23 protein-coding genes are annotated in these 24,465 nt (G+C 70.1%); 14 read left to right on the forward strand and 9 right to left on the reverse strand.

What is annotated here, in order from left to right:
• A partial coding sequence (locus GXW79_RS20130; protein ID WP_211876245.1) for an ABC transporter substrate-binding protein occupies nt 1-626 on the forward strand: 626 nt, incomplete at its 5' end.
• Between the two features lie 61 nt (nt 627-687).
• A complete protein-coding gene (locus tag GXW79_RS20135; RefSeq protein ID WP_246504174.1) occupies nt 688-2,058 on the forward strand; it encodes an ATP-binding protein in 1,371 nt (456 codons plus the stop codon).
• Nucleotides 2,059-2,196: 138 nt separating this feature from the next.
• On the opposite strand, the gene GXW79_RS20140 is transcribed toward GXW79_RS20135, so the two are convergent.
• The 3 genes from GXW79_RS20140 to GXW79_RS20150 all read right to left on the reverse strand — a co-directional run bounded on the left by GXW79_RS20140 (nt 2,197) and on the right by GXW79_RS20150 (nt 4,566).
• Nucleotides 2,197-2,946 carry an FkbM family methyltransferase gene (locus tag GXW79_RS20140; RefSeq protein ID WP_211876246.1) on the reverse strand — a complete coding sequence of 250 codons (750 nt, stop codon included), beginning with the start codon at nt 2,944-2,946 and terminating at the stop codon, nt 2,197-2,199.
• Nucleotides 2,943-3,821 carry a VOC family protein gene (locus GXW79_RS20145; RefSeq protein ID WP_211876247.1) on the reverse strand — a complete coding sequence of 293 codons (879 nt, stop codon included), beginning with the start codon at nt 3,819-3,821 and terminating at the stop codon, nt 2,943-2,945. Before GXW79_RS20145 ends, GXW79_RS20140 begins: the two co-directional genes overlap by 4 nt.
• 88 nt (nt 3,822-3,909) lie before the next feature.
• The gene (locus GXW79_RS20150) at nt 3,910-4,566 is read right to left on the reverse strand and encodes a glutathione S-transferase family protein (protein ID WP_211876248.1); all 657 of its coding nucleotides are present in this window, start codon (nt 4,564-4,566) and stop codon (nt 3,910-3,912) included.
• 100 nt (nt 4,567-4,666) lie between these two features.
• Here GXW79_RS20150 and GXW79_RS20155 point away from each other — a divergent pair, with 100 nt between their 5' ends.
• From GXW79_RS20155 to GXW79_RS20185, 7 genes are all read left to right on the forward strand, one after another.
• Nucleotides 4,667-5,998 (forward strand): aspartate aminotransferase family protein, encoded by a 1,332-nt coding sequence (locus tag GXW79_RS20155; RefSeq protein ID WP_211876249.1) that lies wholly within the window; start codon nt 4,667-4,669, stop codon nt 5,996-5,998.
• Nucleotides 5,995-6,750, forward strand: a complete 756-nt coding sequence (locus GXW79_RS20160) for a hypothetical protein (protein WP_211876250.1) — start codon at nt 5,995-5,997, stop codon at nt 6,748-6,750. Before GXW79_RS20155 ends, GXW79_RS20160 begins: the two co-directional genes overlap by 4 nt.
• 15 nt (nt 6,751-6,765) lie before the next feature.
• Nucleotides 6,766-7,785: a CobW family GTP-binding protein gene (locus GXW79_RS20165; protein ID WP_211876251.1), complete on the forward strand. Its 1,020-nt coding sequence runs from the start codon at nt 6,766-6,768 to the stop codon at nt 7,783-7,785.
• 301 nt (nt 7,786-8,086) lie between these two features.
• Nucleotides 8,087-9,106, forward strand: a complete 1,020-nt coding sequence (locus GXW79_RS20170; protein WP_211876252.1) for a WD40 repeat domain-containing protein — start codon at nt 8,087-8,089, stop codon at nt 9,104-9,106.
• A 10-nt stretch (nt 9,107-9,116) separates the two neighbouring features.
• Nucleotides 9,117-9,944 (forward strand): aldo/keto reductase, encoded by an 828-nt coding sequence (locus GXW79_RS20175; RefSeq protein ID WP_211876253.1) that lies wholly within the window; start codon nt 9,117-9,119, stop codon nt 9,942-9,944.
• A gap of 57 nt (nt 9,945-10,001) precedes the next feature.
• Nucleotides 10,002-10,427 carry a DUF3775 domain-containing protein gene (locus GXW79_RS20180; protein WP_211876254.1) on the forward strand — a complete coding sequence of 142 codons (426 nt, stop codon included), beginning with the start codon at nt 10,002-10,004 and terminating at the stop codon, nt 10,425-10,427.
• Between the two features lie 40 nt (nt 10,428-10,467).
• Nucleotides 10,468-10,878 carry a hypothetical protein gene (locus tag GXW79_RS20185; RefSeq protein WP_211876255.1) on the forward strand — a complete coding sequence of 137 codons (411 nt, stop codon included), beginning with the start codon at nt 10,468-10,470 and terminating at the stop codon, nt 10,876-10,878.
• A 237-nt stretch (nt 10,879-11,115) separates the two neighbouring features.
• On the opposite strand, the gene GXW79_RS20190 is transcribed toward GXW79_RS20185, so the two are convergent.
• Nucleotides 11,116-11,808: a DUF1194 domain-containing protein gene (locus tag GXW79_RS20190; protein ID WP_211876256.1), complete on the reverse strand. Its 693-nt coding sequence runs from the start codon at nt 11,806-11,808 to the stop codon at nt 11,116-11,118.
• A 57-nt stretch (nt 11,809-11,865) separates the two neighbouring features.
• Complete coding sequence (locus tag GXW79_RS20195; protein ID WP_211876257.1) at nt 11,866-13,032, reverse strand: DegT/DnrJ/EryC1/StrS family aminotransferase; 1,167 nt, start codon at nt 13,030-13,032, stop codon at nt 11,866-11,868.
• A 289-nt stretch (nt 13,033-13,321) separates the two neighbouring features.
• On the opposite strand from GXW79_RS20195, the gene GXW79_RS20200 reads away from it, so the two are divergent.
• Nucleotides 13,322-13,894 (forward strand): polysaccharide biosynthesis/export family protein, encoded by a 573-nt coding sequence (locus tag GXW79_RS20200; RefSeq protein WP_211876258.1) that lies wholly within the window; start codon nt 13,322-13,324, stop codon nt 13,892-13,894.
• Nucleotides 13,895-13,904: 10 nt separating this feature from the next.
• Here GXW79_RS20200 and GXW79_RS21850 read toward each other — a convergent pair whose 3' ends face one another.
• Together GXW79_RS21850 and GXW79_RS20210 are read right to left on the reverse strand one after the other, a co-directional pair.
• Nucleotides 13,905-15,020 carry a glycosyltransferase gene (locus GXW79_RS21850; protein WP_211876259.1) on the reverse strand — a complete coding sequence of 372 codons (1,116 nt, stop codon included), beginning with the start codon at nt 15,018-15,020 and terminating at the stop codon, nt 13,905-13,907.
• Nucleotides 15,017-15,895 (reverse strand): glycosyltransferase family 2 protein, encoded by an 879-nt coding sequence (locus GXW79_RS20210; RefSeq protein WP_211876260.1) that lies wholly within the window; start codon nt 15,893-15,895, stop codon nt 15,017-15,019. The genes GXW79_RS21850 and GXW79_RS20210 overlap by 4 nt, the downstream gene beginning before the upstream one ends.
• Nucleotides 15,896-16,104: 209 nt before the next feature.
• Between GXW79_RS20210 and GXW79_RS20215 the strand changes: the two genes are divergently transcribed.
• From GXW79_RS20215 to GXW79_RS20230, 4 genes are read left to right on the forward strand one after another with little or no spacing between them, the layout of a single operon-like run.
• Complete coding sequence (locus GXW79_RS20215) at nt 16,105-18,354, forward strand: GumC family protein (RefSeq protein WP_211876261.1); 2,250 nt, start codon at nt 16,105-16,107, stop codon at nt 18,352-18,354.
• 24 nt (nt 18,355-18,378) lie between these two features.
• The gene (locus tag GXW79_RS20220) at nt 18,379-19,812 is read left to right on the forward strand and encodes a hypothetical protein (protein ID WP_211876262.1); all 1,434 of its coding nucleotides are present in this window, start codon (nt 18,379-18,381) and stop codon (nt 19,810-19,812) included.
• Nucleotides 19,809-20,984 carry a glycosyltransferase family 4 protein gene (locus GXW79_RS20225; RefSeq protein ID WP_211876263.1) on the forward strand — a complete coding sequence of 392 codons (1,176 nt, stop codon included), beginning with the start codon at nt 19,809-19,811 and terminating at the stop codon, nt 20,982-20,984. The genes GXW79_RS20220 and GXW79_RS20225 overlap by 4 nt, the downstream gene beginning before the upstream one ends.
• On the forward strand, nt 20,981-22,171 hold the full coding sequence (locus GXW79_RS20230) for a glycosyltransferase (protein ID WP_211876264.1): 1,191 nt from the start codon (nt 20,981-20,983) through the stop codon (nt 22,169-22,171). The genes GXW79_RS20225 and GXW79_RS20230 overlap by 4 nt, the downstream gene beginning before the upstream one ends.
• Here the strand turns inward: GXW79_RS20230 and GXW79_RS20235 are convergent.
• Complete coding sequence (locus tag GXW79_RS20235) at nt 22,123-23,379, reverse strand: acyltransferase family protein (protein ID WP_211876265.1); 1,257 nt, start codon at nt 23,377-23,379, stop codon at nt 22,123-22,125. The two genes, GXW79_RS20230 and GXW79_RS20235, sit on opposite strands and share 49 nt — an antisense overlap.
• A partial coding sequence (locus tag GXW79_RS20240; protein ID WP_456315839.1) for a hypothetical protein occupies nt 23,379-24,465 on the reverse strand: 1,087 nt, incomplete at its 5' end. The genes GXW79_RS20240 and GXW79_RS20235, both read right to left, overlap by 1 nt.

Consider the following 24,465-nt stretch of genomic DNA (forward strand, 5'->3'; position numbering starts at 1 on the left):
CCCTCGGCGCGCCGGACGACGCCTTCGGCCGCGCGCTCGCCCGCGCGCTGCGCGATGCCGCCACCGAATTCTCGCTCCCGCCGCCGGTCGTGGCCCTGCACCCGGCGCGCGCCGAGCCCGGTTCGCAGGCGCGCGAGCTCGCGACCAGCGCCGGACCGGACGGTATCGAGGCGGTGCTGGTCGGCTATTCCGGTGCCGCCGCGCGCGTCTATGCCGCGGGCCTGGTCGCGGGCGGGCTGACGGTGCCGCCGCTGCGCATCCTCGGCCACGGGTTGTGGCAGGGTGATGCGGGCCTCGCGAACGAGCCCGCGCTGCAAGGCGCGATCTTCGCGGCACCCGACCCGCGCGCGCGCGCACGATTCGAGCAGCGCTACCTGCAGGCTTTCGGCGAGCGGCCGCCGCGCATCGCTTCCGTCGCCTATGACGCGGCGAGCCTGGCGGCGCTGTCGGTCGCCCGCGGCGCGGCGCCGATCGGGGCCGGGGACGTGTTCTCGGGCGCCGACGGCCCGCTGCGCCTGCTGCCCGACGGTACGGCGCTGCGCGGCCTCGCGCTCTACCGCGTCGAGGAAACGGGCGAGGCGAGCGCGATCGAGGCCGCGCCGCGCCCGGGCGCGGCCGGTTCCTGATCATGCGCCGGGCCCGCGCATCGCTGGGCCCGCGCGCGCAACGCCTCAAGGCCTGAGCGGCATGAGCGGGCCGCGGCCACCGCTGCTGCGCTGGATGCGCGCCGCCGCCATGGTGGGCGGCCTGCCCGTCGCCGCGGTCGCCGCCCTGGTCGCGAGCGGGCAGGCCAATCCGGTGCCGGGCATCTACGCAATGGTCGTCATCGCCGTCTCCGCGATGGCGGTGTCGCGGATCTGGCTCGGCAATCTGCTGCGGCTGGGCGAACGCCTGCGCGGGGCCAGCAACGACACCGCCCAGCCGCTGGTGCTCGACGACACCCCACTGCTGCCCGCGGTGCGCGAGGTCGCCGACGGCGTGACACGGCTGACCCGCAGCCTGGCCGAGCGCGGCGCCCTGGTCGAACGCCTGCGCCGCTCCGACGCCACCATCATCGAGGCGCTTCCCGATCCGCTTCTGGTGCTCGCCGAGAACCGCACCCTGCTGCGCGCCAATGGCGCGGCGCGCGCGCTGCTCGGCCTGTCCGGCGCCCCGCGCGGCGGCGATGCGGCCGCGCTGCTGCGCCACCCGGTGCTCGCCGACGCGGTGGACCAGGCGCTGCGCGACGGCGCGCCGCACGCCGCCGACATCATGCTGCCGGTGCCCATCCCGCGCGACATCGCCGCCCAGGTCATCCCGATGAACCCGCCGCTGGCCGATGGCGGGCGACTGATGCTGGTGCTCGCCGACCGCACCCGCGAACGCGCCGTGGAACGCATGCGCGCGGATTTCGTGGCCAATGCCAGCCATGAGCTGCGCACACCGCTCGCGAGCCTGATCGGCTTCATCGAAACGCTGCGCGGACCCGCGGAAGACGATGCCGTCGCGCGCACTCGCTTCCTCGGCATCATGGCCGAACAGGCCGAGCGCATGCGCAACCTCATCGACGACCTGCTCGGCCTATCGCGCATCGAGCTCACCGAACACCAGGCGCCGACGGGAAGCGCCGACATCGCCGCCATCGCGCGCGCCGAGGCCGATGCGATGGCGCCGATCCTGGCCGGCCGGCGTGCGAGCCTGCGTGTCGAAGCGCCCGAGGCCGCCCTTGCGCGGCCCGCCGATGCCGAGCAGATCGCGCAGATCATCCGCAACCTGCTCGAAAACGCCATCCGCCACGGGCGGGAAGGCGGCGAAGTGGCGCTGACCATCACCCACGGCCCGCGCAAAGGCGTGACGCTGACGGTGCAGGATGACGGCATCGGCATCGCCAAGGAACACATCCCGCGGCTCACGGAGCGGTTCTATCGCGTGGATAAGGGTCGCAGCCGGAATGCGGGTGGCACCGGGCTGGGACTGGCGATCGTGAAGCACATCGTCATCCGGCACCGCGGGCAGCTCAATATCGAGAGCCAGGAGGGGGTTGGGTCCAGGTTCTCGGTGTGGCTTCCGGCGGACTGAAAGAAAGCGCTGTGGAAAAAAATTTCCCCAGACCCCATTCTTTTGTTTTTGGCTACTGGTGCGGCTGAGGTGCGTGGCGAGTTGGGGCATGAAGGTCGTCTGGTGAGGACGTAAGGTGGGCTTACGCCACTGAGGCGGTCAGATATCCAGGCGCCCAGCCTCCAGGCTCGCATAGATGTCGCCGCTATTCGCCTCATGCGGCAGCGACCGCACCCACTCGGCCATCGCCGCAGCGTCCACCGCCTGCGGCATCGCGAACGCCATCCCCTCGCCCAGACAGGCGTTGAACGCGCGGTAGCCCAGCGCCGAGAGACGCACGAGACACTCCGCCGCCACGCCGCGCTGGATCGTGGTGAATTCGAAGGACAGCGCGCGCACTGGCGCCGCCGCCCCGGCGAGCACCGAGGCCTCGTAGCCCTCGACGTCGATCTTGATGAAATCGGGCATGCCGTGCGCGGCCGACAGGGCCGCGACGGTCGTCACCGGCAGGTGCAGCTCCTGGTCCCAGACCTGGCCTTCCCATCCCTCGGCGCCGGCAGCGGCGGCGATGAAGGCGTCCGATGCGCTGGCGACCGTGGGATTGGCGGTATTCACGCGCAGCGTCGCCTCGCCGGGTTCGGCGCCGACGAGGGCGCCGATCAGCGTCACGCGCCGATTGCCGCGCGCGAGCAGCCGCAAGGCGCGGCGCAGGCGTGGCTGGGGCTCCACCGCCACCACGCGCGCGCCGAGGCGGAGGAAACTTGCGGACCGGTCACCGACATGCGCGCCGATGTCGAAGGCCAGGTCTCCAGCGCCGAGGAAGCGCGCGTAGAAGGCGTCCAGCATCGCGGCGCGGCCGGGTGCGTAGTAGGTTCGCAGGCTTTTGCGCACCGCGGCGGCTGACGTCATGGGGTGAAGACCAGGGCCATGCCGCAGGCGTGCTCGGGGGACAGCATCAGCCCTTCGGGCGCCGGGTGAAGGGTGGGCAGCAGCCGCGTCACGGCGGCGTTCGCGTCATCGGTGCGCAGCGTCACGCCGGCGATGAAGGGCAGCGCCGGCGGAGTGACACCCGGCAGCACCGTGGCCAGGGATTCGGGCGAGAGGATGCGGATGCGCGTCGCCTGCTTCGGGCCGCCGATGTGTGCGGCGGGATCACCTGGCAGGGGCAGGACGAAGCCGCCGGCGGGGTCAGGTTCCAGCGCCACGCCGGCCAGGACGGCGAAGCGCGCGGCGGTCTCGGCGGGGGTCGCGGTGACGAGCACCACGGAATCGAGTGCCACAACGTGGTTCGCGTGGCTCAGCCAGCGTTCCTGCCAGACGAGCTCGGGGGTGAGGTGGTGGATGAGCTGGATGCGGCCCTCGGGGGCGTCGGGCAGTGGGAGGCGGGCGAAGCGGGCGCGGGGCCCGTCCGGCGCCTCGACCGGGCGTTCCAGATAGCTGATGCCGGGGATGGCGATGCCCGCGCGGCGGAGGCGGGCGAGTGCCGCATCCTCGTCGGCGGTGGCGAGGGCGATGATGTGCGCGCCGGTGTAGCGGGAAAGGAATCGATTGAGGTCGTTGTCGAACAACGCCGGGTCCAGGATGCCCAGGATTTCCAGGTAGCCTTCGCGGAAGAATGCGCAGCGGTTGCCCGTGCCGTAGGGTTCTGTTGGCCCGCCGGGCGTGCGCTTCCCGGATTGGCGGGCGATCGGGCTGAGGGTGAAGCCGAGCGCCTCATAGATCGCCCAGGCGGGCGCGGGGTCCTTCAGGCACACGCCCACATGGTCTAGTCCGGTCGCGATCATCGGCGCTTGGCCTTGTGTCTGGCACCCGGTGATAAAAAAGAAAGAATGGGGGTCCGGGGGAAATTCATTTCCCCCGTTCTGTCGTCCGTCATGTCTGCGGATCTTCGTACTTCTGCAGCAGCCACCCATCGGGCTCCGCTGCCGCCTCATCATACCAGCGCGCCACCAGCGGATGCGCACGCACCGCGCCCACATAGGCGCGCGATGTGGCGGTGAGCGCCGGCGCCCAGGTGATGAAGCGCGCCACCACGGGCGCGAACATCGCGTCCACCGCGCCGAAGCTTGCCCCGAACAGGAAGGGCGCGGGCGCGCATTCCGCCCAGATGGCTTCGATGCGCGCAATATCGGCGAGCGCCTCGGGCGTGCGGCCGCGGCCGGCGAAATCGCGGCCGAGGTTCATCGGCATGGCCGTGCGCAGGCCGCGGAACCCGCTATGCATTTCGGCGGCGATGGAGCGGGCATGGGCGCGGGCGATGCGCTCCGCCGGCCAGATGCCGGGGGCGAGTTCGGCGCAGTATTCGGCGATGGAGAGGCTGTCCCAGACGCGGGCGCCCTGGTGTTCGAGGTAGGGCACCAGGCCGGCGGGCGTGGCGGCGGCGATGGCCTCGGTGCTGCCGGGGCCGCTGCCGGCCAGCGGGATCAGGACCTCCTCCACATCGAGCCCGGCCAGGTGGACCAGCAGCCAGCCGCGCAGGCTCCAGGAGGAATAGCGCTTGGTGCCGATGACGAGGCGGCCTTCGGGCATCATGGTTCTCCGCGGGACAAGGGCGCGGACCATGCCACGCCCGGGGGTTGCTTGGCAGGGGGTGGGCGTGTTGATTAGGCGCGATCCCCGGAGACCCGCGATGAACGACCTCAGCGCCCCGCGCCCGAACAACCTCGACGCCTTCTGGATGCCCTACACGGACAACAAGCACTTCAAGGCCAATCCGCGGATGCTCTACCGCGCGGAGGGGATGAGCTATTTCACCCCCGAGGGGCGCGAGGTGCTGGACGGCACGGCGGGCCTGTGGTGCTGCAATGCCGGCCATGGGCGGCGCGAGATCACCGAGGCCATCCAGAAGCAGGCCGCGCTGATGGACTTCGCGCCCACCTTCAACATGGGCCACCCGATCGCCTTCGAGGCCGCCGCGCGCGTGGCCGAGATGACGCCGGACGGGATGGACCGCGTCTTCTTCACCAATTCTGGGTCCGAGAGCGCCGACACTGCGCTGAAGATCGCGCTCGCCTACCACAAGGCGCGCGGCCAGAGCAGCCGGGTGCGGTTGATCGGGCGCGAGCGCGGCTATCATGGCGTGGGTTTTGGCGGGATGTCGGTGGGGGGGATCGGGGCGAACCGAAAGCAGTTCAGCGCGCTGCTGCCCTATGTGGACCATCTGCCGCACACGCATCAACCGGCGAAGAACGCCTTCACGCGCGGGCAGCCCGAGCACGGTGCGGAGCTGGCCGATGTGCTGGAATCCCTGGTCGCGCTGCATGGTGCCGAGACCATCGCGGCGGTGATGGTGGAGCCGGTCGCGGGGTCCACCGGCGTGCTGGTGCCGCCGAAGGGCTATCTCGAGCGGCTGCGCGCCATCTGCGACAAGCACGGCATCCTGCTGATCTATGACGAGGTCATCACTGGCTTCGGACGCCTGGGGACGAATTTCGGCGCCGAACGTCTGGGCGTCGTGCCTGACATCATGACCATGGCCAAAGGGCTGACCAACGCCGCGGTGCCGATGGGCGCGGTCGCCGTGCGCGAGGGCGTGTACGACGCCATCGTCAACGGCATGCCGGGTGGGATCGAGCTGTTCCACGGCTACACCTATTCCGGCCATCCGCTGGCCTCGGCGGCGGCGATCGCGACGCTGGAACTGCATCGGTCCGAAGACCTGCCGGGCCGCGCGCGCGCGATCGAGCCCTATTGGCAGGAAGCGGTGCATTCGCTGCGCGGGTTGCCGAACGTGATCGACACGCGCGACATCGGCCTCATCGGTGCGGTGGAGCTGTCACCGCGCGAGGGCAAGCCGACCGAGCGGGCGCTGGCGATCTTCCGCCGCTGCTTCGACACCGGGGTGCTGGTGCGCGTGACCGGCGACATCGTCGCCCTCTCGCCGCCGCTCATCATCGAAAAGCACCATGTCGACCGGCTGATCAACACGCTCGGCGATGCCATCACCGCCGAGGCCGCGTGAGCGACGAGAAGCGCCCGCTGAACATCGTCTTCTTCGACCCCAACGCGTCGAAGAAGATGCTGACGATGCTGCGCCTGCGCCGGCTCGGCCACCAGGTGGAGGCGCCGGTGGATATCGGCTTCTGCCTTGCCCTCATCGGGCGCGGCGGGGTGGATGTGCTGGCCGTCGAACTGCGCCCCGGCGACCGATGGGTGCCGACGCTGGTCGAGAAGCTGCGCGCCCTGCCGCCCTGGGCCGGCGCCGTCGCCACCTTCGGCTTGACCGCCGACTTCACCGGCAAGGCACTGAAGATGGCCGAGGGCATGCTGCTCGACGGCATGCGCATGCACGACGTGCCCGACGAGGCGCTGGACGAGGCGCTCCACGCCGCGGTGAAGGCGCGTCTTGGCGTTCCCGGCCTCGATCCAGCCCGCTACGCCGACCGCGCCGCGGAGGACATCGCGCGCGACCAGGAGAAGCTCGACACGCTGGCCACCATGATCATGCCGATCCGCGAAGCGGAGGAAGGGCTGATCTCGCGCACCGCATCCGACCTTGCCGACGCATTCGAAACCCTGGGCCTGCCGGTCGCCGCGCACGCCGCGCGCCAACTCGCCGAACGGCCGGTCGCGGACGGGGTGCGCTTCTACGCGCTGGCCTCCTCGGTGGTCGCCGCGCGCTCGCTGCTGCGCCGGGAATACTGGGCAGCCCTGCGTCGGGCGGAGGCGCTGGAGAAGGCGACCGCCGACACCATATCCGCGCCGAACGCCTGATAAAGGACCCCCCTGATGAGCGACCGCGCCCCCGTGCCCGTCACCGTGCTCACCGGCTACCTCGGCGCCGGGAAGACCACGCTGCTGAACCGCATCCTCTCGGAGAATCACGGCAAGAAATATGCGGTGGTGATCAACGAGTTCGGCGAGCTCGGCGTGGACAACGACCTCGTCGTCGACGCCGACGAAGAGGTTTTCGAGATGAACAATGGCTGCATCTGCTGCACCGTGCGCGGGGACCTCATCCGCATCATCGGCGGCCTGATGAAGCGCAAGGGCCAGCTCGACGGCATCATCGTCGAGACCACCGGCCTCGCCGACCCCGCCCCCGTGGCCCAGACCTTCTTTGCCGATGAGGACGTCAAGCGCGCCACCAAACTGGACGCCATCGTCACGGTCGTGGACGCGCTGAACCTGCCCGCGCGCCTGGCCGACAGCAAGGAGGCCGTCGAGCAGATCGCGTTTGCCGACATCATCGTGCTCAACAAGATGGACCTGGTCTCGCCGGCCGACGCCGACGCCATCGAGGCGCGCATCCGCACCATCAACGCGTATGCCGAAATCCGCCGCGCCGAGAAGTCCAACGTCCCCATCGAGAGCATCATCGGCCGCGACGCCTTCAACCTCGAACGCATCCTCGAACGAGAACCGGAATTCCTGTCCGGCGATGACGACCACGAACACGACAGCGAGATCATGTCCGTGTCCTTCGAAGTCGAACGCCCGCTCGACCCGGAACGCTTCAACGCCTGGATCCAGCAAGTCCTCGCCCATAAGGGCCAGGACCTGCTGCGCACCAAAGGCATCCTCAGCTACGACGGCGACGACCGCCGCTTTGCCTTCCAGGCCGTGCACATGATCGCCGACGGCGACTACATCGGCCCGTGGAAACCCGAAGACCCCCGCAAATCCAAAATCGTCTTCATCGGCCGCGACCTGAACCGACCGCAACTCCGTCGCGGCTTCGAAGCCTGCCAGGTCGGCGAAGACGTGAAGAAGATCGAAGCCGAAATCGCGCGCTGGAGCCCGGCGTGACGCGGATGGAGAAAGCTTGGGGGGCTTTGCCCCCCAACCCCCCCACCAGGATCGTGTCGATCCTGGACCTCCATCTGTTGGTTCCTGGATTGGGTGAGCGGTTCTCGCCGGAGGCGAGCCGGGTTGGGGAGGGGGCGCATGGCGCACCATCGCCACGGGGGCTCCCACGACGCGCCCCCTCCCCAACCCGGCGCTTCAAGCCAGCAACCCCTCTCCAAGCCCAGGACCATCACATGCAGGGGCCCGGGGATCGGCGCGATCCCCGGCGGGGGTTTGGGGGCAGCGCCCCCAAGCTTTCTTCATGAGCGACACCGCCGATTTCCTGCTCGATCTCCGCGGCGTTTCGCGGGGGTTGGATGCGTATGTCGTGGGCATTGCCTTCGGGCGGGATGGGGTCGGGTGTGCGTTCGGCCTGGGCGATGGCTCGGTGCATTTCGCCTCGCTCGAGGGCGATTGGGCTCGGGTGGAGGCGCATGCGGGGGCGGTGCTTGCGCTTTGCGCGGATTGCCGCGATGGCGTGCTGACGGGCGGCGACGATGGGCGGCTGGTGCGGATAGGCGTCGATGGCGCGGTGGTCGAGCTGGCGAAGTTCGGCAGCCGGTGGGTCGAGCATATCGCAGCGCATGAGAGTGGCGTGCGCGCGGCGGGCGTGGGCAAGGCGGTCCATGTTCTGGGGGCCGATGGGAGTGTGTTGAAGTCGCTGGCGCCTCCGTCCTCGGTGGCGGGGCTGGCGTTCGACCCAAAGGGCAAGCGCGTGGCGGCGAGCCACTACAATGGCGCGTCGCTGTGGTTCGTGGGGGCCAAGGAGGACAAGCCGCGCTTGCTGGAATGGAAGGGCAGCCACGGCATTCTCGCGATCAGCCCGGACGGGACGCATGTGGTCACCGCGATGCAGGAGAATGCGCTGCATGGCTGGCGCCTGGCCGATGGGCAGCACATGCGCATGTCCGGCTATCCGACCAAGACGCGGTCGCTGTCCTTCACGTCCAAGGGTAAGTGGCTGGCGAGTTCGGGCGCGGAATCGGTCGTGATCTGGCCGTTCTTCGGCGGCGGGCCGATGGGCAAGGCGCCGACGGAGCTGGCCGGCGGCGATGCGGTGATCTGCACCCAGGTGGCGTGCCATCCGGTCCATGAGATCGTGGCGGCCGGTTTCGAGGATGGGCTGGTGGTGATGGCGGAGATCGCGACGGGCAAGATCGTGCCGATCGCCCCGCCCGGCCGCGGCGCGGTGAGTGCGCTGGCCTGGAGCCCCTCGGGCGCACGCCTAGCCTTTGGGACCGAAAGCGGGTTCGCCGGCGTGCTGGACCTCTCAAAGCGATAGGATTGCGACCATGGTTCCGATGATCGAGACGAAGCTGCTGCGCATGCCCAAGATCGGGCTCGGCACCTGGCCCATGAAGGGCGCCGAATGCCAGGCGGCGGTCGAGAGCGCGATTGCAATGGGGTACCGCTCCATCGACACGGCCGAGATGTATGGCAACGAGGCTGAGGTGGGCGCGGGCATCGCGGCCTCCGGCATTGCGCGCGACGAGTTGTTCGTCACGACCAAGGTCTGGCACGACAAGCTGACGAAGGATGGCATCGCGGGCGCGATCGCGGCGTCGCTCGGCAAGCTGAAGCTCGACCATGTGGACCTGTTCCACATCCATTGGCCGAACGCGGCGATGGACCTGAACGAGGCGCTGGGCGGGCTGGAGGCGGCGCGCTCGGCGGGCCAGGCGCGCGCCGTCGGCGTGTGCAACTTCCCGCCGAAGCTGTTCCGCCGCGCCATCGAGGCCGGTGTCGCGCCGATCGCCTGCCTGCAGGTCGAGCACCACGTCTATCTCGACCAGACGCCGCTCAAGGCGATCGCACGCGAGCACGGCATCGCCTTCACCTGCTATTCGCCGACCACGAAGAACGCGGTGGCCGAGGACCCGGTCATCCGCGGCATCGCGCAGAAGCATGGCGCGACGCCGGTGCAGATCGCACTCGCCTGGCTGCTGCGCCAGGATGGGGTGGCCGCCATCCCGAAGGCCGCGGGGGCGATGAACCAGGGGGCGAACCTGGGGGCGCTGTCGATCGAACTCGACGAGGCGGACGTCGCGGCGATCGACGCGCTGCCCAAGAAGCGACGCCTGGTGAGCCCCGCCTTCGCGCCCGATTGGGCGAATGGCTGAGGCAACTTTCGCCACGCGCGATGTTTGACGAAACGCAGCAAAACTGGGGAGGGTGTGATGGCCGAGGATGATGACGCGAACGAGGTTGACCTGGGCATCAGCCTGGAAAGCGTGGCCGCAGTCGTGGACCAGATGCGCGCGCTGCAGATCCGCGAGGAACCAGATTCCGAGGATGCCGAGGAAGATCAGAATTCCGAGGCCGCCTTGCTGACCGAGCAGCCCGACGACCAGACGCTGGAGATGCTGGAAGCCTTCATCGGCGAGATGAATACCGACGAGCAGATATCGCTCATTGCGCTCGCCTGGGTCGGGCGCGGCGATTACGGCCCCGACGAATGGGCCGAGGCGCGGCGCCTGGCGGCAGAGCGGGACGGCGGCGGGCGGGACCCGACCGCCTACCTGCTGGACATGGACAACCTCGCGGACCTGCTCAGCGAGGGCGTGGCAGCCTTCGGGCTGTCGATCGAGGACGTCGAGCGCTAGGGGTTGCGCGGCGGCTGGCATTGCGGCACCTGCTGCCGCAATGCCGCGCCTTCTGCCCCTGCTGCTGCTGTTCGTCGCCGCCTGTGCGGCGCGCGACGCCAATATCGCGGCCGACGCGCAGCGCCGGCTGATCGGGCTCGGCGCCGATGACCTGCGCCTGTGCTCCGGCGTGCCCGACCGTCGCGAAACCTCGGATGGCGGCGAGTTCTGGACCTATAGCCGCACGCCGCCCTCCTCGGGCATTTCCCTTCCCGTGCCGATCACCGGCGGATCGATGAGCATGTCCTCGGCGGGGGTGTGCTCGGTGACCTTCCAGCTGATCGACGGGCGCGTGACACGCATCGGCTACAGCGCCGCGACGGAGTTCGGGCTGAACCGCGATTCTGCGTGTGCGCCGGTGGTGCAGGGGTGCTTGCGCATGGTCGAGGATGGGTCTGTGCGCACGCAGTGAGAAGCAAGGCTGGGGAAAAGAATTTCCCCAGACCCCATTCTTTTATTTTTGGCTTTTTGGTGCCGGCTGGGGAGGCTGCACTACGTCCGGTAGGGTTGAGCTGACTTAGAACACGATGGCACAGCCCGCGCATGCAGAGCGCATTTCGGCATCGGCACTATCTTCCCAACCAGCACAAATAGATAAAAATAAAAGAATGGGGTCTGGGGAAATTCCTTTCCCCAGCCTTGCTTTTCCTCAAGCAATCTCCCGGATAAGCTTCCGTTTCACCGCGGTCCCGAAGCTCTCGAAATCCACCGCCACCTCGGCGAAGCTCCCGGTGCCGCCGATCACGCTCTCCCGGTAATAGGCGTCGAGCGGCACCGGCGGCAGGCGCCCGAAGGTCGGCCGGTCGTTGATGATCGGCAGCCCGTTGATGATGATGCCGTCCGCCACGGCCGCGTCGCGTGCGACTTCGGCGGGCGGGCCGGAGTTGTTCACCCCGTCGCCGGAGACGTCGATCACGCGCCGCGTCGCCTCATAGGGGCAGTCGGCCAGCACGCGGCGGGACATGTCGATCGCACCCGAGATCGAGGTCCAGGAGAGCGAGACGCGGGGCGCCTCGGCCAGTGCCTCGGCCCAGCGCTGGGCGTCGATGGCGCTGCCGATTCGCGCCCAGGGCAGCACCAGGCGCTGATATTCGATGCCGGCCCACTCGACATAGGCGAGGGCGATGCCGCCCATCATCCCGGCGCGGATGGCCTCGACCACGCGTGGGTCGGTCAGCGCGTTGCGGTAGCCCTCGCGCTGGAGGATGGCCTCATCGGGGTCGATGGAGCGGCTGACGTCGACGGCGAGGACCAGCGCCACATCGACCGGGTCTCGCGATTGCGCCCGCGCTTTGAGTGTGGGGAGCAGCGAGGCGGCGGCGATGAGGGAGCGGCGGCGCATGGTGCCTGGCCTCGTCTGTCATGAAGCGATCATGAAAGACCAGAGGCAGGCGTGGTTTCAACGCCCAACTGCGAGAGCGGCGGCGATGGCGGCACCGATGCAGGCGATGTCGGGCTCGGCCAGGTAGGGGTGCATGGGCAGGGACATGACCTGGTCGCAGAGCGTTTCGCTGACGGGGAGCGGCGGCGGCCCGCCTGCGATCGCACCGGCATGGTGCTGCGCATAGGCGGGCTGATGGTGCAGCGGGCGGGGGTAGTAGATGGCACTCGGAATGCTTTCGGCTGAGAGCGCCTTCTGCACATGGGCGCGGGTCGCGGCGTCGGGCAGCTTGATCGTGTGAATGCCCCATGCGGACACCGCGTTCGGCACCGCCTGGGGTGCATGGACGGCGGCGGGCAGCAGCTGCGCATAGAGGTCGGCGGCACGGTTGCGCGCGGCGAGTTCGCCTTCGAGCAGCGGCAACTTGCACAGCAGGATCGCGGCCTGGAGGGTGTCGAGGCGGCCGTTCATGCCGGTGCGGAGGACTTCGTAGCGGGACCTGCCCTCGCCATGCGTGCGCAGCGAGCGGTAGAGCTCGGCGCGCTCGGCATCGTCGGTGAGCAGGGCGCCGCCATCGCCGTAGCAGCCCAGCGTCTTGGTCGGGTAGAAGCTGAGCGCGGTGGCGTGGGCGTAGGTGCCCAGGCGGCGGTTGTGCAGCGTCGCGCCGAAGGATTGGGCGGCGTCGTCCAGCGCGAACATCCCCTCCCGCGCGCAGAGCGCCTCGATGGCGGGCCAGTCGGCCGGGTTGCCGTAGAGATCCACGCCGATGACGGCGCGCGGCCGCAGCCGGCCCTCGGCCTTGACCAGGGCCAGCCGTGCCTCGAGGTCGTCGAGGTCGATGTTGAAGTTCACCGGATCGACATCGACGAAGATGGGCGTGGCTCCCAGCACCAGCGGCACCTCGGCGGTCGCGGTATAGGTGAAGGCGGGGAGGAAGACGGCGTCGCCGCCACCGATCCCCTCGGCCATCATCGCGATCTGCAATGCATCGGTGCCCGAGGAGACGCCGACCGCGTGCTTCGCGCCGGAGAAGGCGCAGAGTGCGGCTTCAAGCTCATCCACCTCCGGTCCCTGGATGAAGCGGCCGCTCTCCAGCACCGTGGCGATGCGGCGGTCGAGCTGGTCGCGGATGAGCACCTGCTGCGCCTTCATGTCGAAGAAGGCGATGGGGCGGGGGCTGGTCATGCGGCGTGCTACTCCGGGAAGGAAAGTTCCGGCAGGGTTTACCCTGTGCCGCCGCGTCGCGCGACATCACGGATGATGACGGCCTGAAACCTGCCCGCTGCGCCGGCCTCGCGCTGCGCGCGAGTGGCCGTATTCAAAAACACGCTCTTTTCCGTGATTTGATATGCCGGAGAATTCCGCTAAAGCATCATCATTGCGTGATCGCAGCGTCGAGAGCGGGCCGCGCGGGTTTCCTCCCTGAGATTGGCGGTGGGAGTGTTCCCGGCGCCCTCCAGAAGAAGGGTGCAGCATGACCAGGACCATCGCGTGGCTTACCGGAATGGCCCTCTCGGTCGCCGTTGCAGCCTGTTCCGCCCCCGGCGCCTCGCTACCGGAGCTGCCCGATGCGTCGCGCGGCGCCTATCGCCTTGGCGCCGAGGACCAGGTGCGGGTCACGGTGTTCGACGACGCACGGCTCAGCGGCAATTACCGCATCGGCGAGGATGGCGAGATCTCGGTGCCGCTGGTCGGCCGCCTGCGCGCGGCGGGCATGTCGCCGCAGCAGCTGGAACAGCGGCTGGTGCGGGAATTCCGCCAGCGCCAGCTGATCACGACGCCGGCCGTTGCGGTCGAGGTGCAGACCTATCGCCCGATCTTCGTGCTCGGCCTGGTCGAGCGCGGCGGGCAATTCCCCTACCAGCCGGGGATGACCGTGCTCTCCGCCGTCGCACTCGCGGGCGGGTTCAACTTCCGCGCCATCCAGGACCGGGTCACGGTCACCCGCACCGCGCCGAACGGCTCGACCGCGACCGAGTACCGCGCGCCCCGCGACGCGGTGCTGCTGCCGGGCGACGTGGTGAACGTGCTGGAGCGGCGCTTCTAAAAGCGCCCGCTCAGCGGATCGTCAGGCTGGCCTCGGCGGCGGTGCAGTGCGCCGCCGCCGACAGGCGCGCGTACAGCGCCGGGTCGCCAGAGAGGCGCGCCAGCATCTCGGCCGCCGCCGCCACGTCGGGCTCGGCCCAGACGCTGCCGCTGTAGATGGCCGCATTGTCTTCCACCGGCACCAGCCGGTAGGGCACCAGCAGGCTGTTGGCCTCGGTCATGAAGTCCATGTTGCCCGACCAGCCGGTGCCGATCACCGGCAGGCCATGCGCCATCGCCTCCAGCATCGGCAGGCCGAAGCCTTCGGCGCGATGGAGCGAGAGCAGCACGTCGGCGGACCGGTACAGTCGCGCGAGGCCCTCCTCGTTGAGGAAGGTATCGATGACCGTGACGTGCGGCAGGTCACGCAGGCCGTCACGCAGGGTGTCGACCTCCGGCCCCGAGCCGTTCAGCTTGACGATCAGCCGCGCCGCGTCAGAGCCGTGGAAGGCCGCCCGGAACGCCGCGATCGCCGCGGCGGGGTTCTTGCGCGTGAAGCTCGATCGGCTGTCGGCCATCACCAGCACGGTGAAGGGGCGGTCGCGGGGTGGCGCGCGATAGGCCGGCGCCTCGACCACATGGCCCACGACCTGGATCGGGCAGTCGAACATCTTGCCCAGGCTCTCGGCGGCGAAGCGGCTGGGCGTCCAGATCTCGTGGACCAGCGATCCGCAGCGGCGCCAGTCTGCCGGCGGGTCGGGCAGTTCCCAGGCCCAGTAGCCGATGCGCCAGGCGCGCGCGGCGGCCGGCAGCACGGCCTGCATCAGCAGCGCGGTCTGTGGGCCGCCGCAATGGAAGACATAGGCGGTGGCGGGCTCATGCGGCGTGCGCGCGAGCGGGCTGCGCAGCGCCGCCGTGGCGTCGAGCAGCTGCACGTCGCCGCCCTGCTTCTGCAGCGCCGCATGCTGCAGCCGCGCACCCTGCGCGATGCCGTTGTGGCGCTGCAGCGCGGCGACAACCGCGATGCGGGAGAGGTCGCGCGCGGCGCCGTCGCGTTCAACCCGCAGCTGCGCAAGCCAGCGGCTGCCGGTGAGCCAGCCCGCCGTGATCGCCGGGCGCAGCGGGCCGAGGCGCGCGGCGATACTCACAGGTCGAGCGCGCGTTCGGGCGCGAGCCGGCCACGGAGCAGATCGCCCAGCGCGACAAGATTGCCACGCAGCCGGCCGCGGCGGTCGACATGCGGCTCCGGCCGCAGGGCGTGCAGCAGGTTGGCGGCGAGGTTGCCCAGCACGCGGCGCGCCGCATAGGCGGCCGGGTAGGCGTCCCGCCTCGCCTTGCGCATCAGGTAGATCGGGTTCGCGACCTGCGAATAGCCCAGCCGGCGCCCCGAGCCGCGGCCCGTCTTGGTGCCCAGGTGGACGCCGCGCGCCGTGGGCAGCCGCGCCACCGTGCCGTGCTGCGCGAGCTGGCGGGTGAAATCCACATCCTCCTGCCAGGCATAGAGTGGCAGGCGTTCATCGACGCGGATGCCCTCGCGCTGCGCGACGGCCATGCGGATGGCCATGTTGCAGCCATAGCCAGCGAAGCTCGGGACCGGGTTCATCTCGGGGTGGGGGCGGCCGCTATCCTCGGCGAGGATCCGGCGCCCCTCGGCGGCGGACAGCCCGGCGCCGGTGATGCCGTCGGCCAGCACGGTGCCCGTGGTGACCACCAGGGCCGGGTCGACCTCGAAGGCGGCAAGCGTCGCAGCCAGGTAGTCCCTGTCGAGCAGGAAATCATCGTCGATGAACAGCACGATGTCGCAATCGGCCGCCATCTCGAGGATCTTGTTTCTTTGCCGGGGCAGCCCCGGCTTGGTGAACACCATATGCTCGTCCGGGGACTCGGTGATGGTGCCCTCGACATCGGAGGGTTGTGTCGCGCAGATGATCAGCCGGTCGCAGGGGCGGCTCTGCGCGCGCACCTCGACCAGTGTCTCCCGCAGGATCGCCGCGCGGCCGATGGTCGCGATTCCTATGGCCATTCGCAACGGAAACTCTCCTAGATGGCGCACGCCAAGTTCGCCCGAAGGGGTCGGGCGTGGCGTTTGTGCAGCGCAACCTAACTCGTTACCGACAAAGTCGTAGTCCACGTTTACGTGAATTGACGAATTATAGAGATGTTTCTAGTCAGCAAGAACGCAAGGTTCTTAAGCAAGCCTTAAACCCCCTTCCGTTTGCGAGTTCCCCCGACGTGGACCATCCCATCCAGCCATTCCGCATCGGCCTCACGCCGCCTTCGGATCCCGAGACCGCCCTGGAGCCCCTGGGGGTCCCCGCCTCGCGCCTGCTCGGCATGCTGCGGCGCAACCGGCTGCTGATCGCCTTTTTCCTGATCGCCGGACTTGGCGCCGGCTACGCGATGCTCTCCCGCGCGCCGCTGCAGTACACCGCCGAGGTTTCGGTGCTGGTCCAGCAGACCCGGACGCCGGTCAGCGACCTGCAGACGATTACCGCCGAACCTGGGGTCAGTTCTAGCCAGATCCGCACGCAGATTGATATTCTCCGCTCGCCGGCGCTTGCGCGCCGCGTGGTCGAGCGCGGCGGCCTGCTCGAGCGCGAGGAATTCCAGCCGGTGCCCTCCCCGGTCGCGGCCACCGTCGCGATGGTAATGGTGGCGATCGGCCTGCGCGCGCCGGCTCCTGAGGCCATGGGCGCCGAGGACCGCATCGAGCTCGCGACGGCGGCACTGCTCGGGCGCATCGCCATCGCGAACGAGCAGCGCTCCGACGTGCTGCGCATTGGCGTCACCACGCGCGACCCGGCGCTGAGCGCGCTGATCGCCAACACCTATGCCGAGGAATTCCAGGAGGTCAGCCGCCGGCGCAAGACCGAGACGGCGCGTCGCACCCAGGAATGGCTGGAGACGCGCCTGCGCGAGCTCGCCACGCGGGTGCGCGAGTCCGAGCGCCAGGTCGCCGAGTTCCGCGCCGCCAACGGCCTGCGTGACGATGGCCGCGACCGCCGCTCCACGCGCATGCCGAACGTGACCGAGCAGCAGCTCGCCGCGGTGAACGCCCAGGTGACGGCCGCGGCCGCCGCGCGGGCGCAGAAGGAAGCCCAGGCGGAGCAGATCGCGATGGCCCTGCGGCTGCCCAATGGCCGCGACACGGTCGCAGCCACGCTCGACTCGCCGCTGCTGCAGCGGCTGCGCGAGGCCGAGGCGACCGCGGCCGCGCGTGAGTCCGAGATCGCCTCCCGCGCCGGTCCGCGCAGCCCGGACCTGCTCGCGGCCAGCGCGCAGCGCGCCGGCATCCAGGCGCGCATCCGCCAGGCGACGCAGGGCCTCATCGGCAGCATCTCGAGCGAGCTCGCGACCGCCCGGGCGCAGGAGGCGAGCCTGCGCGCCACGCTCGACGAGCTGCGCAACGCCGTCGCCCGCGAGCAGCGCGCCGAGATCCAGCTGCAGCAATACCAGGCCGGGCTCGAGGCCAACCGCTCGATCTTCGAGAGCTTCCTCGCCCGCGCCGCGCAGCTCACCAACGTCTCCGGCATCCAGGAAGCCGATGCCGAGATCCTTTCGCCGGCGGTGGCGCCGAGCGGCCCCTCCGGCCCGCGCAAGGGCCGCGACCTCGCGATCATCGGCATCCTCTCGATGGTGGCCGGCGTGGGTGCGGCGGTTCTGCGCGAGCGCATGCGCCACGGCTTCCGCACGCCCGAGGAGTTCGAGGCCGAGACCGGGATGCACGTGGTGGGCCTGATGCCCCGCCTGACACGCCGGGCCCGCGCCTATGCCAATCCCAACGCGGACCCCGACGCGGCCGCGGCCCTGATGCGGCTGCGCGGCACCTTGCAGATGCACCATGACGGCCGCATGCCGCAGGTGCTGGTGGTGACCTCCGCCGTGCCCGAGGAGGGCAAGAGCCTGCTCTCTATCGGCGTTGCGCGCAGCGCCGCCGAGGCCGGCCTGTCCGTTCTCGTCGTCGACTGCGACATGCGCCACCCCTCGATCGGCGCGCTGCTCAAGCTGCGGTCGGGACCGACCTTGAAGCAGGTGCTGATGGGGCAGATGCTCGGCGATGGCGAGCGGCTGATCCACCACGCCCCCGGCGGCATCGACGTGATGACGACCGACCGCGAAGCGCGCGGCGGCCAGGACCTGCTCGGCTCCACCGTCATGGCCGCGCTGATCGGCGCGATGCGCCACCGCTACGACCTGATCGTGCTCGACGCGCCGCCGGTGCTGGTCGCGACCGAGGTCTTCCCGCTTATCCGCATCAGCGACGCCACGCTGATGGCAACGCGGTGGGACAGCTCGCCGCGCCCCGTTGTGCGCAGCGCCGTGCGGCTGCTGCGCAATGCCGGCGCGGTGCACCTGTTCGGCGTGCTCACGCGGGTCAATCTGCGCCGCTACGCCTCGGAATCGAGCAGCCCGCTCGCCTTCATGCACCGCAAGTACCGCAACGAGGCGGTTCGCATCCACCGCTCATCGCACGCGTCATGACGCGCGCGGTCTGAGGGCGCGGCCGTGCAGCTGACCATCCTCGGGGCGGCGCTGATCCCGCTCGCGCTCTGGGGTGCGGGCAATGCCGACTGGCTGATCCGCCTGGCGCTGGTGGCCGGCATCTTCGAGGCCGGTGCCGCGCTGGTCATCGGGGGCAGCCCCGGCTTCGGGCTGCCCACGGCGATGGTGCCGGGGCTGCTGCTGCTCGCGCATATCGTCATCCAGTATGCGGCGGGGATGCGCTACGCCGGCGAGGGCATCGTGCTCAAGACCTCGCTGCCGCTTATCGGCTTCATGGCCTTCGCCGTCGTCACCGCCGTGCTGCTGCCCGACATCTATGCCGGTCGCATGCTGATCTGGCCCAACCGGCCCGACCCCGTCTTCCCCGCCGCCGTGCCGCTCGCCTTCAACTCGGGCAACGTCACGCAGAGCCTCTATCTCGCGATGAACGTCGCCATGGCGGTCGGCGCCGGGCTGATCCTCACCGGGCGCGGGGTGCGCTGGCGCAGCCTGCTCAACGCCTACCTGCTCAGCGGCTACCTGGTGGTCGGGCTGTGTCTGTGGGATTTCGCCGCGCGTATCGCGGGCGTGTGGTTCCCGGCCGATGAACTCCGCTCGAACCCGTCCTGGGCCATCGTCGCACAGTCACTCGGGCCGGTGCCGCGCATCCAGGGGCCGTTCGCGGAGCCCGCAGCACTTGCCTTCTTCCTGGCCGGCCTCGCCTTCTGCTGCCTGAGCCTGTGCATGAAGGGGCATGCGACCATGCGCCCGCAGCTGCTGCTGATGCTGAGCATCCTGTGCATGCTGCTCTCCACCTCGACCACGGGCATCATGATCCTGATGTTCGGCCTGCCGTTGGTGCTGATGATGGGCGGCGGCGATCGTCGCGCACGGATGCGCATCCAGCGCACGCTGGTCAGCATGGTGCTCGCCGGCGGGATCGTGCTGGTGCCGCTGGTCCTGGCCCTGCCTTCCCTGGTCGACGCCGCCGCGGTGGTGCTGGAATCGACGCTGGAGAAAGGCGACAGCAGCTCCTTCGAGGACCGCATGGAGATGGACCGGCTCGCGGTCGACGCCATGATGCAGAGCTACGGCATCGGCGTGGGCTGGGGCAGCACGCGCTCATCCAGCTTCATCCCCGGCATCCTGGGCAATTCCGGCATCGTGGGTCTGGGGCTGCTGGTCTGGTTCGGCGTTGCGCTCAGCGGGCTGATCCGCCGCGCCGGACGGATCGGTGCACCGGAGCACGCCGCCCGCCCAGCGCTCGACGGGTTCACCGCGGCGGTGTGCGGCCAGCTCTGCGCCGCGCTGCTCTCGTCGCCGACGATTTCCTCCCTCAGCTTCTTCCTGCACCTCGCCATCGTACTCGGCGCCGCCGGGCGCATGATCGTGGACGCCGCGCCGGCGCGGCGCCTATCGGCCGCCGCGCTGCACGGCCATGCGGATGCGCTGCGATGAGCGAGGCAGGCCAGGTTTTGAGGGTGGCCGCGCACGACGCGCCACGCGCAACCGCACCACGCCCGGGTCTGGATGGGGACGCGGCGACCGACAGCCTGGTCATCAACGGTCGCTTCCTCACCCAGCCGGTGACCGGCGTGCAGCGCTTCGCGACTGAGATCCTGAACGGCCTGGACCAGCTCGCGGCGGCGGGCGCGATCCGCATCGGCGACATCCTCACGCCGCGCAGCGACGCGCCGCCGCAACGCCCTGGCCATCTTGGGCTCCGCGCCACCGGGCGCCTGCGCGGCAATGCCTGGGAGCAGGTCGAGCTTGCCCCTGCGGCCGACGGCGCGATGATCCTGAACCTCGGCAACACCGGCCCGCTGCGCGCCGGGCGCCGGCAGATCGTCGTGATCCATGACGCCGGCGCCTTCGATACGCCCGAGAGCTATTCCCTGCCCTTCCGGCTCTGGTACCGCTCGCTGCATCGCGGCCTCGCGCTGCTCGGCGCGCGCATCGTGACCGTCTCGGCATTCTCGCGCACCAGGCTCGCCGAACGGCTGCGCATACCGGCCGAGCGCATCGCCGTGATGGGCGAAGGGGCCGACCACATGCTCCGCGCGCCGGCCGATCCCGCGGCGCTGGATCGCCACGGGTTGCGCCCGGGGGGCTATGCCCTCGCGGTCGGCAGCCGGGCGCAGCACAAGAACCTGGGCGCGCTCTCGGCGAGCGCGCAGCTGCTCGCGGCTCGCGGCATGACGCTCGCGATCGTGGGCTCGCTCGACGCCTCGGTGTTCCGCCAGGGCGCCGATGGCGTGGATTTCCCGGCCCTGGCCCTCGGCCGGGTCAGCGACGCCGAACTGCGCGCGCTGTACGAAAGCGCGGCCTGCCTGCTGTTTCCCTCTCGCTATGAGGGCTACGGCCTGCCGCCGGTCGAGGCGATGGCCTGCGGCTGCCCGGTGCTGGCCGCCCCCGGCCATGCGGTCGAGGAAATCTGCGGCGACGCCGCGCTGTATGCCGATTGCGCGACGCCGGCGGGTCCCGCTGCCGCCCTCGCTCGGCTGCTCGACGAAACCGGTCTCGCGGCGGATCTGCGCGCGCGGGGGCTGCAGCGCGCGCAGCCCTTGCGCTGGGAAAATGCGGCGGCCGGGCTCGCCGCGATCATACGGCAGGCGGGGGCGAGCGCATGAAGGTCGCGATCATCCATGAGTGGCTGGAAAGCTACGCCGGCTCGGAGCGGGTGCTCGAACAGCTGATCGCCGCCTGGCCGGAGGCCGACCTCTTCGCCGTGTGCGATTTCCTGCCCGAGGCGCAGCGCCATTTCCTCGGCGGCCGCCCCGTGCGCACCAGCTTCATCCAGCGCCTGCCTTTCGCGAAGAAGCGTTTCCGCTGGTATCTCGGGCTGATGCCGATGGCGGTCGAGCAGTTCGACCTCGCCGGCTACGACCTGGTCATCTCGAGCCACCACGCCGTGGCCAAGGGCGTGATCACCGGGCCCGACCAGGCGCATGTGAGCTACGTCCACTCTCCGATGCGCTACGCCTGGGACATGCAGGCGCAGTACCTGCGCCAGGCCGGGATGGAGCGCGGGCTGCGCGGCGCCTATACGCGCTGGCTGCTGCATCGCCTGCGGCTTTGGGACCGCAGCTCAGCGGCCGGCGTCGACACGATCGTCGCCAATTCGCGCTACATCGCCGATCGGATCCGAAAGGTCTGGCGGCGGGAGGCGCAGGTCGTGCATCCGCCGGTGGACCTCGCGGGCTTTCCATTCCAGGCGGAGAAGGGTGGCGACTTCGTCGTCGTCTCGCGCTTCGTCCCCTACAAGCGCGTCGACTTGGTCGTGCAGGCGTTCCGCGGCATGCCGCAGCACCGGCTGCTCGTCGTGGGCGACGGGCCTGAGGCGGCGTCGGTGCGCGCCGCGGCCGGGGATGCGCCCAACATCTCCGTGCTCGGCGCGCTGCCGCAGGCGGAGCTCGTCGCGCTGATGCAGAAGGCGCGCGCCTTCGTCTTCGCCGCCGAGGAGGATTTCGGCATTGCCATGGTCGAGGCGCAGGCCTGCGGCACGCCGGTCATCGCCTTCGGGCGCGGTGGGGCGCGCGACATCGTCCGCACCCCCGACATGGCGCGCCCGACGGGGATGCTGTTCGCCGAGCAGAGCGCCGCCTCGATCCAGGCCGCGGTCGGGGCCTTCACGGCGCTGTCGCCGGGGATCGCGCCCGAGGATTGCCGGCTCAACGCCCAGCGCTTCGACCGGCGGCATTTCCGCGACGCGATGCTCGCCGTGGCGGAGGCGGCGATGGCGCGGCAGGAGCAGCCAGCGGCCGCGCCTCAGCGCTGGGCGACACCGTCCGTGACGGAGACCGCCGAGGCCGCCTGACGCGGCCGCGCCGGCGGCGCGAGGAAGCGCCGCTCCAGCAGCATCCACGACGCCTGGGCCATCGCCAGGGTCAGCCCCATCGCGGCGACGAACAGCACCAGGCGACCGGGGATGGAGGTCAGCGTCCAGGGTGCGACCGCCACCACCGCCATGATCGCCGGGACGTGGAACAGGTAGCCGCCATAGGAGATGCGCCCGACCGCCTGGGCGCCGGGAATGCGCCCGAGCATCAGCCACATCGGCCGGCGCGCGAGCATGCCGGCCACCAGCGCCACGCCGGTCAGCACCGGGATCCAATAGACGCTCACCTCCCGCCCCTGGCCGTAGAGGATGCCCGAGACGATGTTGCGGATCGCCTCGACCGAGAACCCGCCGGCGCGCGCGGCGCCGATGGCGGCAAAGACGGCAACGTGCAGCAACGCGACCAGCGCGGCCGCGCCCAGCGCGTAGAGCGCCCAGCGGGGTGCCGCCGCGATGCGCTGGCGATGCAGCGCCATCAGCGCCCCGGCCGCGAAGGCATCGAGCTGTCCGGGGGCCAGGGCGTAGATGGTAAAGGCGGTGGCGGTGTCGTCCCAGCCCGCCGCCTTAGCCGCGGCGCCGATCCCCCAGCGCATCAGCGGTGCCACGGCGATGAGCCCCCACAGCATCAGCGAGAAGGCGCCGCGCCGGCGCCCGGCCAGCAGCAGCAGGAGCGGGAAGATCAGGTAGAATTGCTGCTCGGTCGACAGCGTCCACAGATGCCCGAACCCGGGCCAGGCCGGCTGGGCGGCGTAGTCCCAGGAGACCATCTGGAAATTGTGCAGGAACAGCAGCAGGCCGGGCAGCTCGCGCAGCGCCTCGGGCCGGCCCACCACCAGCATCGCCACGGCGTTGAGCGCCAGGAACATCAGGTAGACCGGCAGGATGCGCCGCGCCCGGCGCTGCCAGAACCCGCCGATGAAGGACCCGGCTTCGGGCCGCCGCTCGGCGAGTGCCAGCATGGAGCCGGTAACGGCGAAGCCGGAGATCACGTAGAACAGCCACACCCCCATCCAGCCGAACGGCAGCAGTCCGCAATGGATGGCCACGACCATGGTCATCGCCAGCGCCCGCAGCGCATCGAGTTCGGGGACGTAGCCGGGGATGGCGGCGGGCCGGGCGGCCTCGCCGGGGCCGGCGTGGGGCGCAACCGCGGCAAGCGGTGCGCCGATGGTGTTCGTGTGGGCCATCAGCGGCGCCCGTAGCCGGCGGGCGGGGCGTCGATCTCGGCGCCCGCGTGCCAGTAGATCTTGCCCGGCCCGACCGCGAGCTTGCCGGTCGTCGTGCCCCAGTTCCAGCCGCGCAGGCCGAACATATGATAGGTGGCATCGGCGACGTTGGAGGCGAACAGCCCGGCCACGCGCGGCTCGCCATCGCCGTTGATCTGCAGGAAACCGCCATGGAAATCGACACGGCCCACGCCGTTGTGGAAAGGTACCTCCTCGGGTGGTGCAAATTCGATGTGACACGAGACGAAGTCTATGTGCCCATTGTTATCCCACACGATGCGCGAAGCGTAGTCCAGCGAACAACCCATGAAGCGTAGTCCGCACCCGGCCATATTCGCGATGAGGCAGTAGGAGTTGAACAGCGCGCACTGGTTGAAAGTGATCGATTCTCCCGCATCTTCGAGACCGGCGGGCGCGCGAAAGACGAACGTGCTGTCATAGAATGAACAATGCGAAAAACTGACCAGGTAGGCGCGGTGGCCAAGCTCAACGCCGACGCGAAAGCTGCGCACGACGCAGTCACGCAACTGCACGCGGCTCGACAGGGGCGGCGTATCGGTCTGGCAGAACACGCCGATGCAGTCGGGCTGTTCGCGGCCGGGGCCGAGCAGGTCGAAGCCCTCGAAGACGTGCTTCTCGTGGCCATAAGGCGGTGCGCCATCGGCCTTGAACCACACCGCGCGGCCGCCGGCCGGAAGGCTGCGGAAATCGAGCAGGCTGCCATCGCCGCGCATGGTCACCTTGTTGGGGTTCACCACCAGGGTGCGGTTCAGCACATAGCCACGCCCGCCATTGGGCACCTGCACCGCGCCGCCCCCCTGGGCATCGGCGCGGTTGATCGCCCCCTGCAGCGCGCACCAGTCGAGCTCGTCCGTCATTGCGGAAGCGTGGGGGAAGCTCGCGCGCGCGGCGGCGAGGTCGGGGAAACGGGCCGAGAGCGGATGGCTCGCGCCATCGGCGATGGCGCCGTCGGGCGTCAGGGCGCCGCGCAGGGCCGAGGGCGCCTCCGGGCGCGGCGGCGTGGCGGGCGCGGGCCTGCCCGGGCGG

This window comes from Plastoroseomonas arctica (assembly GCF_018128965.1).
Classification (GTDB): domain Bacteria; phylum Pseudomonadota; class Alphaproteobacteria; order Acetobacterales; family Acetobacteraceae; genus Plastoroseomonas; species Plastoroseomonas arctica.

Excerpts from the sequence above, each read along its gene's own strand:
- GXW79_RS20135 (WP_246504174.1), top strand. The coding sequence starts at position 688 with ATGAGCGGGCCGCGGCCACCGCTGCTGCGCTGGATGCGCGCCGCCGCC.
- GXW79_RS20140 (WP_211876246.1), bottom strand. The coding sequence starts at position 2,946 with ATGACGTCAGCCGCCGCGGTGCGCAAAAGCCTGCGAACCTACTACGCA.
- GXW79_RS20145 (WP_211876247.1), bottom strand. The coding sequence starts at position 3,821 with ATGATCGCGACCGGACTAGACCATGTGGGCGTGTGCCTGAAGGACCCC.
- GXW79_RS20150 (WP_211876248.1), bottom strand. The coding sequence starts at position 4,566 with ATGCCCGAAGGCCGCCTCGTCATCGGCACCAAGCGCTATTCCTCCTGG.
- GXW79_RS20155 (WP_211876249.1), top strand. The coding sequence starts at position 4,667 with ATGAACGACCTCAGCGCCCCGCGCCCGAACAACCTCGACGCCTTCTGG.
- GXW79_RS20165 (WP_211876251.1), top strand. The coding sequence starts at position 6,766 with ATGAGCGACCGCGCCCCCGTGCCCGTCACCGTGCTCACCGGCTACCTC.
- GXW79_RS20170 (WP_211876252.1), top strand. The coding sequence starts at position 8,087 with ATGAGCGACACCGCCGATTTCCTGCTCGATCTCCGCGGCGTTTCGCGG.
- GXW79_RS20175 (WP_211876253.1), top strand. The coding sequence starts at position 9,117 with ATGGTTCCGATGATCGAGACGAAGCTGCTGCGCATGCCCAAGATCGGG.
- GXW79_RS20180 (WP_211876254.1), top strand. The coding sequence starts at position 10,002 with ATGGCCGAGGATGATGACGCGAACGAGGTTGACCTGGGCATCAGCCTG.
- GXW79_RS20185 (WP_211876255.1), top strand. The coding sequence starts at position 10,468 with ATGCCGCGCCTTCTGCCCCTGCTGCTGCTGTTCGTCGCCGCCTGTGCG.
- GXW79_RS20190 (WP_211876256.1), bottom strand. The coding sequence starts at position 11,808 with ATGCGCCGCCGCTCCCTCATCGCCGCCGCCTCGCTGCTCCCCACACTC.
- GXW79_RS20195 (WP_211876257.1), bottom strand. The coding sequence starts at position 13,032 with ATGACCAGCCCCCGCCCCATCGCCTTCTTCGACATGAAGGCGCAGCAG.
- GXW79_RS20200 (WP_211876258.1), top strand. The coding sequence starts at position 13,322 with ATGACCAGGACCATCGCGTGGCTTACCGGAATGGCCCTCTCGGTCGCC.
- GXW79_RS20210 (WP_211876260.1), bottom strand. The coding sequence starts at position 15,895 with ATGGCCATAGGAATCGCGACCATCGGCCGCGCGGCGATCCTGCGGGAG.
- GXW79_RS20225 (WP_211876263.1), top strand. The coding sequence starts at position 19,809 with ATGAGCGAGGCAGGCCAGGTTTTGAGGGTGGCCGCGCACGACGCGCCA.
- GXW79_RS20230 (WP_211876264.1), top strand. The coding sequence starts at position 20,981 with ATGAAGGTCGCGATCATCCATGAGTGGCTGGAAAGCTACGCCGGCTCG.
- GXW79_RS20235 (WP_211876265.1), bottom strand. The coding sequence starts at position 23,379 with ATGGCCCACACGAACACCATCGGCGCACCGCTTGCCGCGGTTGCGCCC.